This is a genomic window from Mycobacterium sp. WMMD1722, assembly GCF_049315205.1.
Lineage (GTDB): Bacteria > Actinomycetota > Actinomycetes > Mycobacteriales > Mycobacteriaceae > Mycobacterium.
Genome location: NZ_CP186056.1, coordinates 4564441 through 4578185 on the forward strand (window position 1 = coordinate 4564441; position 13745 = coordinate 4578185).

A 13745-nucleotide genomic window follows, 5' to 3' on the forward strand; every position below is an offset into this window, starting at 1 on the left:
GCGCGACTGCGCGACGCCGCTTCAGCAGCTACAACAACAGCAACAACCCGCGACGCGGCACAGATCGACTGCGCGGCGCTTGGTGAGCATCAGCTCGAGGCGGGCGAACACGCGGCCAGCTTACCCAATGACCGGGTGATCAAGCCAACAGCGGCGTCAACACCGAGCGCAGGTCAGCGGCCGTCGGGACGCCGGAGCTGCGATAGCGCGGCCGGCCGTCGCTGTCGAAGACGATCGTGGTGGGTAACGACATCACCGAGAGACGCCGCGCCGCCTCCGGATCCGCGTCCATGTCGATCTCGACGTGCGCCACCTGCGGCAGGTCCTGAACCACCTGGTCGACCACCCGGCGCACTGCGGCGCAGGGCCCGCACCAGACGGCGCTGAAGTGGAGGATCGTCGGGCCGGTGTCGGACAGGCCCAGACCGGAGGTGTCCACGTTCGCCGCCGCGGCCTCGGCTTTGAGCAGGCCCGAGCGCAGGCTGACCAGCCGGCCGACGACGAACGCGATACCGAACACCGCGATCAACACCGCGATCACGACGATCCAGGACGCGCTCACGACTGCCGGAACCCGTCGAGCGTGATGGTCATGTCCTGCGAGATTCCCTCGATGATGACGTCCGAACCCCGCACTCCCTGCGCGGTCGGCGCCACGCCGAACGGCAGCTCCATCCCGGGCATCGTCGCGCTGAACTCGGCGAGGACGGCGGCGACCTTGTCCGGCGGGACGTCGGTGTCGGCGGTGCCGGCGCCGGTGAGTATGCCCGTGGCGGTCATCACGAGGGTGGTCTGGTCGGGGCCCGCGACGGTGAGGTCCACGGCGACGGTGACGCGCTCGTCGAGGCCGGCGCTCTTGGGGGTACCGGTGAACATGACGCCCTGATTGCCGGAAATGCCCGATTCGGTGGTGCCGCCGGTGGCGTCGTTGCTCTCCGGAGCCGGCGCTTCGACCAGCAGGTCGTCGATGCCCATGAACCGTCCGACGTGGGTGGAATCGACGATGATCCGGCTCTCCACCTTTCCGACCGGCAGGGTGGACCCCGGCCGCACCAGCCATGACGACTGCGTCAGGCCGACCGCATGCAGCGTGGCCTCCAGCGAGGCCTTGCCCACCACGGGGTGAGCTACGCCACTGGCCCGGATCTCCATCTCGTTGTACTCGTGGTCGCGGGCCTGCGGGATGAACGGAAAGCCGATGATGCCCACCCACGGGTCGAACTCGAGATGCGCGATCGTTCGCAGCGCCCGTGACCAGCGGTATTCGGCATAGATCGCGGCGCCGAAGTCCGTCCCGACCGCACCCACGACCACCGCGGTGATCGCCGCGGCGAGTCCGATCATGACCTTGCGCACCGCCACATTCTTGCCCACCGGCAGCGCGGCGAGCGGCTTGACGCGGCTGATCTGCAGGTGGCGCGCTATCGTTAGTTCACCAACGGCCGGTAACGGCCGCATGTCAGGCATGAATCTGGGAGATCACCGAGACATCGACGTCGGGTCGTCGACCCCGGACCGCTGGAGGGCCTGTGGACCTACTCCTGTTGACCGTCGACCCGCACCCTGAGTCGGTTCTGCCGTCGCTGTCGCTGCTGGCACACACCGTGCGCGCGGCGCCGACCGAGGTGTCGTCGCTGCTGGAGGCCGGGTCGGCCGACGTCGCCATCGTCGATGCCCGCACCGATCTGGCCGCCGCGCGCGGTCTGTGCCGGCTGCTCGGCACCACCGGCACCTCCGTGCCGGTGGTCGCCGTGGTCAACGAGGGCGGTCTGGTGGCCGTCAATCACGAATGGGGTCTCGACGAGATCCTGCTGCCCGGCACCGGGCCCGCCGAGATCGACGCCCGCCTGCGGCTGCTGGTGGGCCGTCGCGGCGGCGTCACCAATCAGGAGAACGTCGGCAAGATCAGCCTCGGTGAACTGGTCATCGACGAGGGCACCTACACCGCGAGGCTGCGCGGTAAGCCGCTGGACCTGACCTACAAGGAGTTCGAACTCCTCAAATACCTGGCCCAGCACGCCGGGCGGGTGTTCACCAGGGCCCAGCTGCTGCAGGAGGTGTGGGGGTACGACTTCTTCGGTGGCACCCGCACGGTGGACGTGCATGTGCGGCGGCTGCGCGCCAAGCTCGGGCCGGAATACGAATCGCTGATCGGCACGGTCCGCAATGTGGGCTACAAGGCGGTGCGGCCCGCGCGGGGCCGGGCCCCGGCGCCCGAGGCGGATATGCCCGACGATCCGGACTTCGACGCGCCGGACAGTGTGCCTGCGGCCCTGTCGGATCAGCTGCGCACCCAGTGACGGCCATCGACTGGCGGGAGCGGCTGTCCGACGCCGACCAGCACCAGATCCGTGCCCTGATCGCCACGGCCACCGGGGTCGACGGCGTCGCGCCGGTGGGCGATCAGGTCCTGCGCGAGCTGTCCGCGGAGCGCACCGGCCACCTGGTCGCCACCGACGGCGCCGGTGTGGTCGGCTATCTGAACCTCGCACCCGCGTCGGGTGAGGCACCCGCCATGGCCGAGCTGGTGGTGCATCCGGACCACCGCAAGCGGGGAATCGGCGCCCGGATGGCGGGCACCGGGTTGGCGCGGGGCGGCGACGGTGCCCGCATCTGGGCCCACGGCAACCTCGACGCCGCACAGGCGACCGCCCGCGCGCTCGGTCTGACCGTGGTGCGGGAACTGCTCCAGATGCGCCGCCCGCTGACCGGGCTGCCCGCGATCGCACCCGTCGCGGGCATACACGTCAGAACCTATGCCGGGCCGCAGGACGACGACGAGCTGCTGCGGGTCAACAACGCCGCCTTCGCCTGGCATCCCGAACAGGGTGGCTGGACCGAAGCCGACATCGCGCAACGGCGGGGTGAGGCCTGGTTCGATCCGGCGGGACTGTTCCTGGCGTTCGACGAGGAGCGCCGTCCCGGCACGCTCGCCGGATTCCACTGGACCAAACAGCACAGTGCCGACCTCGCCGAGGTGTACGTGGTCGGTGTCGATCCGGCCGCACAGGGCCGCGGGCTCGGCGCGTTGCTCACCCTGACCGGACTGCACCACCTGGCCGAGGTCATGTCGGCGTCCGCGCAGCCGACGGTGCTGCTCTACGTCGAGTCCGACAACACCGCGGCGGTGAAAACCTATCGACGCCTCGGCTTCGAGGTGTTCAGCACCGACGCCGCCTACACGGCCGACCTGTGAGATCACTGAACCTGTTCACCTTCCGTTAACCCGCGATCCGCGAAGCGTCCACCGCGGCCGCATACGTTGCCGGGGAGTTCGAAGCCGTCAACGGAAAGTGGGATAAGTGAAGCGCAACAGCTTTGGCATGGCTCTGACCGCGACAGCCGTCGCGGCGCTGACATTGACCGCCTGCGGTAGCGACAACAACACCGGCTCCGGTTCCGGCAGCAGCGCGGGCACAGGCTCGTCCGCCAGCGGTGAGAACTGCGGCGGGAAGCCCACCATCAACGCCGAGGGTTCGTCGGCGCAGCAGAACGCCATCGCGCTGTTCAACCAGGTGTGGGGCCAGATGTGCCAGGGCAAGAACCTGTCCTACAACCCGACCGGCTCCGGCGCGGGCCGCCAGCAGTTCATCGCCGGCAACGTCGACTTCGCCGGGTCGGACTCCCCGCTGTCCGAAGAGCAGGTCCCCCAGGCCGCGCAGCGCTGCGCCGGCAACCCCGCATGGCACCTGCCGCTGGTGTTCGGGCCGATCGCGATGGCCTACAACGTCGAAGGGGTGGACGGCCTGACGCTCAACGCCGACGTGTTGGCGAAGATCTTCCAGGGGCAGATCGTCAAGTGGAACGATCCGGCCATCGCCGGCCTCAACGAGGGTAAGACCCTGCCGGATCTGAACATCACGCCGATCTACCGGTCGGACTCCTCGGGCACCACCGACAACTTCCAGAAGTACCTGGCCGCCGCCGCGCCGCAGACCTGGACCAAGGGCGCCGGCAGCGAATTCCAGGGCGGCGCCGGCGAGGGCGCGCAGAAGTCGTCGGGCGTGGTGCAGGCCGTGCAGGCCACGCCGGGCTCCGTCGGCTACGTCGAGAAGGGCTTCGCCGAGCAGGCTGGGCTGCCGTTCGCGCAGGTCGACAATGGCAGCGGCGCGGTCGAGCTGACCGACGAGTCGGCCGGAAAGGCCATCGACGCCGCCACCTTCGCCGGTGAGGGCAACGATCTGGTGCTCAACCTGGAGTCGCTGTACGCGACGAAGGAGGAGGGCGCCTACCCGTTGGTGCTGGCAACCTACGAGATCGTCTGCTCCAAGGGCTACGACGCGCCGACGGCCGAGGCCGTCAAGTCGTTCCTGCACCATGCGGCCAACGACGGTCAGCAGGGGCTTTCCCAGGCCGGCTACGTGCCGCTGCCCGACCGGTTCAAGGAGCGGCTGCTGGGCTCCATCGACGCCATCGCGTCGACTGCCTGACTGCTTGCACAATGGCAATACTGCGGCGAGGACGGAATGCCTAACCCATGACCGACAGGGTTGATGTGACAGAACCGAATCCCACTGAGGCGGGGTCGGGCGCAGCGATGGCCGCGCCCTTCCCCGAACCGGAACCCACTTCCGCCGACCCCGGGCGGCACGCGAAGGTCCGCCCGGGGGACCGCATCTTCCGGTGGTTGTCGGAGGGGTCGGGGATCTTCGTCGTCGCGTTGATCGCCGCCATCGGCTTGTTCCTGGTGTGGCGTGCGGTGCCGGCGCTGATGCGCAACGAGCAGAATTTCTTCCTCTACGGCGGAAACTGGGTCACCACCGACACCTCCGCCATGCAGTTCGGCATCTTCGACCTGCTCCAGGTGACGGTGTTCGTCTCGGTCTTCGCACTGCTGCTGGCGATGCCGGTGGCGCTGGGCATCGCCATCTTCCTCACCCAGTACGCACCGCGGCGGGTCTCCGGTCCGCTGGGTTACATGGTCGATCTGCTCGCGGCGGTGCCGTCGATCATCTACGGCGTCTGGGGCCTCTACGTACTCGCCCCGGTACTGCGGCCCATCGCGCTGTGGCTCAACGAGAACCTCAGCTGGCTGTTCCTGTTCCAGACCGGCAACGCGTCGGTGGCCGGCGGCGGCACCATCTTCACCGCGGGCATCGTGCTGGCGGTGATGATCCTGCCGATCATCACCGCGGTGACCCGCGAGGTGTTCGTCCAGACCCCCCGCGGCCAGATCGAGGCCGCCTTGGCGCTGGGGGCCACCCGCTGGGAGGTGGTGCGCACCACCGTGCTGCCGTTCGGGATGTCCGGCTACATCAGCGGTGCGATGCTCGGCCTGGGCCGCGCGCTGGGTGAAACCATCGCCCTGCTGATCATTCTGCGCGGCACCCAGGAGGCCTTCGGCTGGTCGCTCTTCGACGCCGGCTACACATTCGCCAGCTTGATCGCCGCCGCTGCATCCGAGTTCAACGACCAGTACAAAGCGGGTGCCTACATCGCGGCCGGCCTGGTGCTGTTCATCCTGACGTTCGTGGTGAACTCGCTGGCCCGGGCCGCGGTCGCCGGAAAGGACAGGTCCGCATCATGACGACCTCAGCACTCGACCAACCGGTGAAGGTGCCCACCTTCCAGGGCGTCAGCGCACGGCGCAAGTTCACCAACAATCTGGCCACCGTGCTGGTCACCCTGTCCGTGCTGATCGCGGTGATCCCGCTGGTGTGGGTGCTCGTCACCGTGGTGGTCAAGGGTTTCGGTGCCATCACATCGAGCACCTGGTGGTTCAACTCGCAGTCCGGTATGACGGCCTTCGCCCCCGGCGGCGGGGCCTACCACGCGATCGTGGGCACCCTGTTGCAGGGCGTGGTGTGCGCGCTGATCTCGATCCCGATCGGCGTCTTCGTCGGCATCTACCTGGTCGAGTACGGTGGCGGCACCCGGTTGGGCAAGGTCACCACCTTCATGGTCGACATCCTCACCGGTGTGCCGTCGATCGTGGCCGCGCTGTTCATCTACGCGCTGTGGGTCGCCACCCTGGGCTTCGAGCGGTCCGGGTTCGCCGTGTCACTGGCGCTGGTGCTGTTGATGATCCCGGTGATCGTGCGCTCCACGGAGGAGATGCTGCGGATCGTTCCGATGGATCTGCGCGAGGCCAGCTACGCCCTCGGGGTGCCGAAGTGGAAGACGATCGCGTCGATCGTGATTCCGACCGCCCTGTCGGGCATCGTCACCGGCATCATGTTGGCGCTGGCCCGTGTGATGGGCGAGACCGCGCCGCTGCTGATCCTGGTGGGGTACGCGCAAGCGATCAACTTCGACATCTTCGGCGGCTTCATGGGTTCGCTGCCCGGGATGATGTACGACCAGGTGTCCGCGGGCGCCGGCGCCAATCCGGTGCCCACCGACCGCCTCTGGGGTGCGGCATTCACCCTGATCATCCTGATTGCGTTGCTCAACGTCGGCGCGCGGTTCGCCGCCAAGTTCTTCGCCCCCAAAAAGGTCTAGCAGGAAGTAATTCGGATATGGCCAAACGCCTCGATCTCAAAGACGTCAACATCTACTACGGAACGTTTCACGCGGTCGCCGATGTGTCGTTGTCGGTGCCGCCGCGCAGCGTGACGGCCTTCATCGGCCCGTCGGGCTGCGGTAAGTCCACGGTGCTGCGCACGCTCAACCGCATGCACGAGGTGATCCCGGGTGCGTACGTCAAGGGCTCGGTGCTGCTCGACGGCGACGACATCTACGGCGCCGGCGTCGACCCGGTGGGCGTCCGCAAGACGATCGGGATGGTGTTCCAGCGGCCGAACCCGTTCCCTACCATGTCCATCCGCGACAATGTGGTGGCCGGGCTGAAGTTGCAGGGAGTGCGCAGCAAGAAGACCCTCGACGAGGTTGCTGAGCGTTCCCTGCGGGGCGCGAACCTGTGGACCGAGGTCAAGGACCGGCTGGACAAGCCGGGCGGCGGCCTGTCCGGCGGTCAGCAGCAACGTCTCTGCATCGCCCGCGCGATCGCCGTACAACCCGACGTGCTTCTGATGGACGAGCCGTGTTCGGCGCTCGACCCGATTTCGACGCTGGCGATCGAGGATTTGATCGCCGAACTCAAACAGGACTTCACCATCGTGATCGTGACGCACAACATGCAGCAGGCCGCGCGGGTGAGCGATCAGACGGCGTTCTTCAACCTGGAGGCCACCGGAAAGCCGGGCAAGCTGGTGGAGATCGACGACACCGACAAGATCTTCTCCAACCCGACGCAGAAGGCGACCGAGGACTACATCTCCGGCCGCTTCGGCTGACCGTCAGCCCTTCGGCGAGCAGACGCAAAGGTCCCCGGCACTCGGCGTGTCGGGGACCTTTTGCGTCTGCTCGGCAGCTCAGCGCGGGATCGTCACCGGCTCGTCGGCCGGATAGTGCCCGGTCACCTGGAAGATGACCCGTCGGGCCACCTCGACGGCGTGGTCGGCGAAACGCTCGTAGAAGCGGCTGAGCAGGGTGACGTCCACCGCGGCGGTCACGCCGTGTTTCCACTCGCGGTCCATCAGCACGGTGAACAGGTGACGGTGCAGATCGTCCATCGCATCGTCCTCCTCCTGGATGCGCGCGGCCTTTTCGGGATCGCGCGTTTCCAGCACCTCCCGGGCGGCGTTGCCGAGCTCGACGGCGACCCGGCCCATCTCGGCGAAGTAGCCGTTCACCTCTTCGGGGAGCACGTGTTGCGGGTGGCGGCGGCGGGCGATCTTCGCGACGTGCAGCGCGAGGGCGCCCATACGGTCGACGTCGGCGACGATCTGGATGGAGCTGACGACCGAGCGGAGGTCACCGGCGACCGGTGCCTGCAGGGCCAGCAGGACGAACGCGGCCTCTTCGGCACGGGCGCTCATCGAGGTGATCTGCTCGTGGTCGGTGATGACCTGCTCGGCCAGCACGAGGTCGGCCTGCAGCAACGCCTGGGTGGCACGTTCCATCGCGACGCCCGCGAGACCGCACATCTGACCCAGCTGAACGGTGAGAGCCTCTAGTTGCTCGTGGTAGGCGGTACGCATGGGCCAAGCCTAGAGGTATCCCGGCGCACCGTCACGGCGCTGTTGGTGAACTCGCGGTGAATGCCACCTGCCCAAACGCTAGGTGGGCGTCACTCGCAGGTGGTGTCGGCGGCGTTGGTGACGGTCAGATCCTCGGGCAGATGGGACTGCTCGTGATCGGTGTCGTGCAACACGTTCACCTCCACCGGGGAACCGCTCGGGGTGGGCGCTTTCACGGCGTTGAAATCGCTGCCGATCACCACCCGGACCACCTGTCCCATCCCGTTGACGCGCTCGATCGTCGGGTTGGGGAACGACGAGGCGACGGTCGCGGCAGCCTCCTCGTTCCCGGCCGAGAAGAACACCGTGGTCGACGTCAGCTTGTCGGGATAGTCGTCGGGACTCTCGACGTTGAATCCGTGCGACTCCAGCGCGCCGGCAGCGGTCGCGCCCAGGCCCGTTTCGCCGGTCGAGTTCGACACCCGGACGGTGACGTCGCGCGGGTCGGTGGTGACGGCGCTGACCAGCTCGGCGGTCTCCCGCGCGCTGCCGCTGCCGCCGGCGGGATCGGGTTGCTGGGAGCTGGACTCGGGCGTCCCCGGGACCGGGCTGTTGTCGGCGTTCTTCTCGCCCGGCAGCGGGTCGTCGTTGATGATCGCGTCGAAGAGTGCCCGCATGTCGTCGGTGCGGGGCGTCTCGTTGCCGTAGTCGTCGGCGTAGCCGGTGGTGGGCACGGTGACGAAGCTGATCCGGCCGGCGTTGACGCCCTGGATCGACTGACCGAGCATCACCAGGTCGTGGGTGTCGATGTTGTCGACGAAGCTGTCGTCGATGAACATGTTGACGACGTTGTTGAGCTTGGAGAGGGAGAAGAAGACCTCTTTGGAGATCAGCGACCGCAGCAGGGACGACAGGAACAGCTGCTGACGCTTGATGCGGCCGTAGTCACCGTTGATCTCGGTGGTCACCTGGCGGGCCCGGACGTAGTTGAGCGCGGTGTGCCCGTCGACCATCTGGCGGCCGGCATGGGACAGCACGGTGCCCAGTTCGTAGTCCTCGAGCGGGGTGGTGCTGCAGACCTCGACGCCGCCCAGGGCGTCGACCATCTTCGAGAAGCCGGCGAAGTCGACGGCCATGAACCGGTTGATCGACAATCCGGACAACTTCTGGATGACGCGCACCAGGCATTTCGGTCCGCCGACGGCGTAGGCCGAGTTCAGCTTGGTCTCGGTGTAGACGGTCTCCCGGTTGTACATCGGGGATTCGGGATCCATGATCGGCCCGTACGCGCCGGTCTCGGGATTCCACGGCACGCATTCGATCGGGTCGATGGCCAGGTCCCGGGGGAACGACACGGCCACCACGCGTTCGCGGTTGGCCGGGATGTTGACCAGCATCACGGTGTCCGACCGGGCACCCGCGGCGTCGTCGGTGGTGCCCGCGCCCATGTCGCTGTTCTCGCCGATGCGGCTGTCCACCCCGACGATCAGGAAGTTCTCGTCGCCGAATTGTGCGTTGGGATCGATGATGTCGCGCGAGTCCTGGTCGAGCGCGGAGACCTTGTTGAGGCTGTTGTTCTTCGAGGACTGCCACTGCCAGGCGCCGCCGGTCAGCGCCAGGGCCAGGACGGCGAGCAGGGCCGCGGCGACGCGGCCGGCCGCGACGGCGCGGCGCCGTCGTCTCGGCAGATCCTGTTCGCCGGTGAACCCGCCGCCGTCGCCGATCCGGAAGGGTGGGGTGCGGGCGGCGTCGTGCTGGATGGCGAGGTCGGGCAGTTCGGCGGCGTACGCGTCGGCGGTCACCGGGATGATCTCGGTGTCCAGGTGGTCGGGGTCGGCGTGCGGCTCCACCGCATCGTCGACCGCCGCGATGACCTCTGTCGGCGGCGCCGGTGGTTCCGGCTCGTCGCCGTCGGCGGCGTCGACACCGGCATCGTCGGCATCAACACCGGCATCGACATCGGTGTCGGCGGCCACGCGACGGCGCCGACGTGGGGTGCGGCCGTCCTCGGCGAGCTTGGCGATCAGATCGGCGACGGTGATGCCGCCGTCGGTGTGATTCCCGGTCGGCAGGTCGGAGTCCGCGTCGGACTCCGGATCGGTCGGCGCCGGCTCGGGATCGATGTCTCGGCGCTCCCACGGCGCGGCGCCTGGAACCCGGCGCGACGATCGGGTATGCCAGTCGTTGTCGGCATCGGACCCGGCTGCTCCCGGGCGCCGGGAGTCGGGCCCGGAGTCAGGAGTGGCATCAGGAGTGGCGTTGTCGCCGTCACTCATGTCCTACCGGCCTCCGGCTCAAGTCAGCGTCGTGTGCAGTGCGGATGGTCGCAGCTCCTCGTGTCCGTGGCAGGACACGGGCCCGCCCGCTGGTGGAGCGTGCCGCGACGGGACCCTCATCGTACTGAGACAACCTGAGAGACAGCCAGTCGGCGAACGTCTCGGGAACGTCTCGGAACCGGGACGTGCGGATCTCGGAACCGGCGGGACCCGGCTGGACGCGCGATTCAGGGTTTCACAAAGTTATTGCTCGACCACGGGTCGACATTTTCGCCGAGGTAATTCCGCACACTCGCCATGGCGCTTATCATCGCGTGATCTTGGTTGTAATAGCGGTGCATTCCATTGCGTCCGATGGAGTACAAGGTGGGGTGCACCGATTTGAGCCACGTGCTCACCACCGAAACGGCGTCGGCGCGCCGGTCGTCGTATATGGGATACGCATAGGTCGACCGCACGACGAATTCCGCTCCTCGTTCGGTCGTCTTGATTCCCAGCCGGGACAGGTCCAGCTCCGCCGTCCGGAGAAAATACTCGTCGTCATGGTGATCCCGCTCGGATTCCGGCACGTAGTATTCCAGACCGAGGCACGTGCCGTTCCAGTCGGCCGGCATCATATGGGGCGACCATTGAGCAAAATTCTGGATTCTCCCGACCTGCACGTCGTTTTGCGGTATATAGACCCATTGGTACGGGAAATTCGACTCGGGGCCGACCGGCACCGCCACGGTCACCACATCACGATATGCGAGCTGACGGGAGGCGGCGAGGACCTCTTCCGGCGGAATCGGGTGGATTGCATTGACCAATGTCCGCAGCGGCATACTGCTGAATATCGCGTCCCCGGTGTGAATCGATCCGTCGTGCAATTCCAATTCCCAGACCGATTCGCGCCGGCGGATCTCGGTGACGGAACTGCCGTAATGCAGGTTTATTCCGGAGGTCGTCAGCCGGTCGGCCATACTTTGCCAAACCTGCCCGGGTCCGTGCACAGGGAACGAGAAGGGCTGTCCGCGTTGAGCTGCCGGCGACGCCCACTGGATCGGCTGGATTCGCTGGCGTGCCCAGTCCGAGGTGATGTGCGTCGGATCGACCCGCCACGTCTTGCGGGTGTAGGAGTCGAAAAAGGTGCAGTACCAGAATTCCCCGAAGGTGCGCACACCCCAGGCTTTGAACGATTCGTCGCCGGGGGTGTGCAACAGGTGACGCAGCCGGCCGAGGCCATAGCTGAGGATGCCTCGGACGGCTCGCCGGCCACCCAGCTCGCGTAGCAGATCCCCTGCTTCCAGCGGGTATTTCACGAAGTGGCCGTCTACGTACATCGCCGAGGATCGTTCGACGGTCAACCATTCCTGGGGTGGCACCAGACTGCGCCAGATCTCGAGGATCTCGGCATCATCGGTCATGAACCGGTGTCCGCCGGGGTCGACCAGCCAACCGTCCTTGGCCGCGGTCTGGGCCAGGCCGCCGGTGCACCGGGAGCTCTCGAACACCGTGGAGGGGATCTGGCGGCCCAGTAGGTACAGCGATGCCGTCAGCCCCGCCGGCCCGGCGCCGACGATCAGGGGGTGCCGACCCCCGGTCCGCTCAGCGGCCACGAAGCGGCTCGATGCTCGACAACGACTTCACGATGCGGATGAATTCGTCGACGCAGAGGTCATTGAGCGGTATCTCCGAGAAATGCAGGAGCGCATTCCGGCTCTGCCACGGCAGGAATCCGCTGAGCAGCTTTTCTGGACTGGTCCGGATCACCACGTCGAGATCGGGCACGTCGAGCGCGGATTCGAAGTCGATACCGGATACCGCGGCCTTGCGGAATGCGTTCTGCAATTCGTGAGCCGGGTCGTAGGCGGCGAGGATGTTGACCCGGAAACGATTACCGTCGTGCCTTTTCTCCAGTCGCTCGGCGGTGTCGCGCAGGGAGGTCGGGAGGAGTTCGCGCTCGCCGATGAGGCGGAATGTCCAGTCGACGCCGGAAAGCGCTTCGGAAAAGCGTTCCTCGAGCAGATCGAGCGCGGCGCGGTAGAGCGCGTTCAGTTCGGTGGGTGTGCGTTCGAGATTCGCTCGGCTCAAACCGAAGATCGAGAATTCGGTAACCCCTTCGGCGGCCATGGCGGCGACGAATTCGGCGGTCTTGCCCGCGCCCAGATGATAGGAATGTTCCAAAGAGGATGACGTTTGTCTGGCCCACCTGCGCATTCCGTCCGGAATGAGGCCGACGTGTTGCGGCGGGTAGGGCATCTGAGTTGGGCACATCCTCGTTCGCGCGGGACCGGTCCGCGCGAACGTTATCACTGTCACGAGATCAGTGGACGTTAGCTGGAGAAATCACATAAGCCGACTCAGGCCGCCGGGGATTCTTGCTCAACCGCCCGAGTGCATCACGTCTGCGCCGGCTGGCACCGTGCAGTCGTCCGGGTCGGCGAGCCAGCCCTCGGGCAGCGACACCGACGCAGGGGAGCCCTGTCGTCCCCGCGGACCGTTCGCCGCGGGCGGGAAGGGCACATCGGGATCGAGCCGGCCGAGTAGCGCGTCGAGGTCGGCCCGGGTCTTGACCAGCGCGAGTCCGCGCCGCAGATCCGAGCCGGCGGGGAAGCCGTGCAGATACCAGGCGACGTGCTTGCGGATGTCGCGCATCGCCTTGTCCTCGCCGAAGTGGTCGGTGAGCAGTTCGCCGTGCCGGCGGACGATGTCGGCGACCTCTCCGAGCGCCGGCGGGGTCGGCACCGGCCGTCCGGTGAATCTGGCCGACAGTTCGGCGAACAGCCATGGGCGACCCAGGCAGCCGCGGCCGATCACCACACCGTCGCACCCGGTCGCGGCCATCATCGCCAACGCGTCGTCGGCGTCGAAGATGTCGCCGTTGCCGAGCACCGGGACACTCGGGACGTGCGCCTTGAGTGCGGCGATCTGCTCCCAGTCGGCGGTCCCGGAATAGCGCTGCGCCGCGGTGCGGGCATGCAGCGCGATCGCGGCCGCACCCTCTTCGGCCGCGATGCGACCCGCGTCGAGGTGGGTGCGGTGTGCGTCGTCGATGCCGATGCGGAACTTGACGGTGACCGGAATGCCGGAGCCGGCGGCTCCGCGCACCGCCGCACGCACGATGTTGCCGAACAGGCGGCGTTTGTAGGGCAGTGCGGCACCTCCGCCGCGTTTGGTGACCTTGGGCACCGGACATCCGAAGTTCATGTCGATGTGATCGGCCATGCCTTCGTCGGCGATCATCTTCGCCGCGGCGTAGGTGGTGTCCGGGTCAACCGTGTAGAGCTGTAGCGACCGCGGTGACTCGTCGGGCGCGAAAGTGGTCATGTGCAGCGTCGCCGGATGGCGTTCCACCAGCGCGCGGGCGGTCACCATCTCGCACACGTACAGCCCACTGACCGTGCCGGCTCTGGCCACCTCGAGCTCCCGGCACAGGGTGCGGAAGGCGACGTTGGTCACGCCGGCCATCGGGGCCAGCACGACCGGGCTGCGCAACGCGATCGGCCCGATCCGCAGTTCGCCGGGC

Annotated in this window: 14 protein-coding genes; 6 read left to right on the forward strand and 8 right to left on the reverse strand. The window is 67.3% G+C overall.

What is annotated here, in order from left to right; genetic code table 11:
- Positions 1-21: 21 nt before the first annotated feature.
- The 3 genes from ACN27E_RS21990 to lmeA are packed head-to-tail and all read right to left on the reverse strand — an operon-like array spanning position 22 to position 1344.
- On the reverse strand, positions 22-111 hold the full coding sequence (locus tag ACN27E_RS21990) for an Ms5788A family Cys-rich leader peptide (RefSeq protein ID WP_372442983.1): 90 nt from the start codon (positions 109-111) through the stop codon (positions 22-24).
- 28 nt (positions 112-139) lie between these two features.
- Entirely contained in the window at positions 140-562 is a 423-nt protein-coding gene (locus ACN27E_RS21995; RefSeq protein WP_422744690.1) for a thioredoxin family protein, read from the reverse strand.
- The gene (gene lmeA / locus ACN27E_RS22000) at positions 559-1344 is read right to left on the reverse strand and encodes a mannan chain length control protein LmeA (protein ID WP_422750052.1); all 786 of its coding nucleotides are present in this window, start codon (positions 1342-1344) and stop codon (positions 559-561) included. The genes ACN27E_RS21995 and lmeA overlap by 4 nt, the downstream gene beginning before the upstream one ends.
- Before the next feature lie 185 nt (positions 1345-1529).
- Here lmeA and ACN27E_RS22005 point away from each other — a divergent pair, with 185 nt between their 5' ends.
- The 6 genes from ACN27E_RS22005 (at position 1530) to pstB (ending at position 7235) form a co-directional block, all read left to right on the forward strand.
- Entirely contained in the window at positions 1530-2300 is a 771-nt protein-coding gene (locus tag ACN27E_RS22005; protein ID WP_422744691.1) for a winged helix-turn-helix transcriptional regulator, read from the forward strand.
- Positions 2297-3196: a mycothiol synthase gene (gene mshD, locus ACN27E_RS22010; protein WP_422744693.1), complete on the forward strand. Its 900-nt coding sequence runs from the start codon at positions 2297-2299 to the stop codon at positions 3194-3196. The genes ACN27E_RS22005 and mshD overlap by 4 nt, the downstream gene beginning before the upstream one ends.
- A 127-nt stretch (positions 3197-3323) precedes the next feature.
- On the forward strand, positions 3324-4430 hold the full coding sequence (pstS, locus tag ACN27E_RS22015; protein WP_422750054.1) for a phosphate ABC transporter substrate-binding protein PstS: 1107 nt from the start codon (positions 3324-3326) through the stop codon (positions 4428-4430).
- Positions 4431-4477: 47 nt separating this feature from the next.
- A complete protein-coding gene (pstC, locus tag ACN27E_RS22020) occupies positions 4478-5527 on the forward strand; it encodes a phosphate ABC transporter permease subunit PstC (protein ID WP_422744694.1) in 1050 nt (349 codons plus the stop codon).
- Positions 5524-6441, forward strand: a complete 918-nt coding sequence (pstA, locus tag ACN27E_RS22025) for a phosphate ABC transporter permease PstA (RefSeq protein WP_422744696.1) — start codon at positions 5524-5526, stop codon at positions 6439-6441. The genes pstC and pstA overlap by 4 nt, the downstream gene beginning before the upstream one ends.
- 17 nt (positions 6442-6458) lie before the next feature.
- Complete coding sequence (gene pstB, locus ACN27E_RS22030) at positions 6459-7235, forward strand: phosphate ABC transporter ATP-binding protein PstB (protein ID WP_422744698.1); 777 nt, start codon at positions 6459-6461, stop codon at positions 7233-7235.
- 78 nt (positions 7236-7313) lie between these two features.
- On the opposite strand, the gene phoU is transcribed toward pstB, so the two are convergent.
- From phoU to dusB, 5 genes are all read right to left on the reverse strand, one after another.
- The gene (phoU, locus tag ACN27E_RS22035) at positions 7314-7982 is read right to left on the reverse strand and encodes a phosphate signaling complex protein PhoU (RefSeq protein WP_422744700.1); all 669 of its coding nucleotides are present in this window, start codon (positions 7980-7982) and stop codon (positions 7314-7316) included.
- Positions 7983-8071: 89 nt separating this feature from the next.
- Positions 8072-10237, reverse strand: a complete 2166-nt coding sequence (locus tag ACN27E_RS22040) for an LCP family protein (RefSeq protein ID WP_422744702.1) — start codon at positions 10235-10237, stop codon at positions 8072-8074.
- Positions 10238-10464: 227 nt separating this feature from the next.
- The gene (locus tag ACN27E_RS22045; RefSeq protein WP_422744703.1) at positions 10465-11835 is read right to left on the reverse strand and encodes an FAD-dependent oxidoreductase; all 1371 of its coding nucleotides are present in this window, start codon (positions 11833-11835) and stop codon (positions 10465-10467) included.
- Positions 11825-12478, reverse strand: coding sequence for an undecaprenyl diphosphate synthase family protein (locus ACN27E_RS22050; RefSeq protein ID WP_422744705.1), 654 nt, complete (start codon positions 12476-12478; stop codon positions 11825-11827). Before ACN27E_RS22050 ends, ACN27E_RS22045 begins: the two co-directional genes overlap by 11 nt.
- A gap of 123 nt (positions 12479-12601) precedes the next feature.
- A complete protein-coding gene (gene dusB, locus ACN27E_RS22055) occupies positions 12602-13735 on the reverse strand; it encodes a tRNA dihydrouridine synthase DusB (protein WP_422750055.1) in 1134 nt (377 codons plus the stop codon).
- Positions 13736-13745 lie beyond the last annotated feature (10 nt).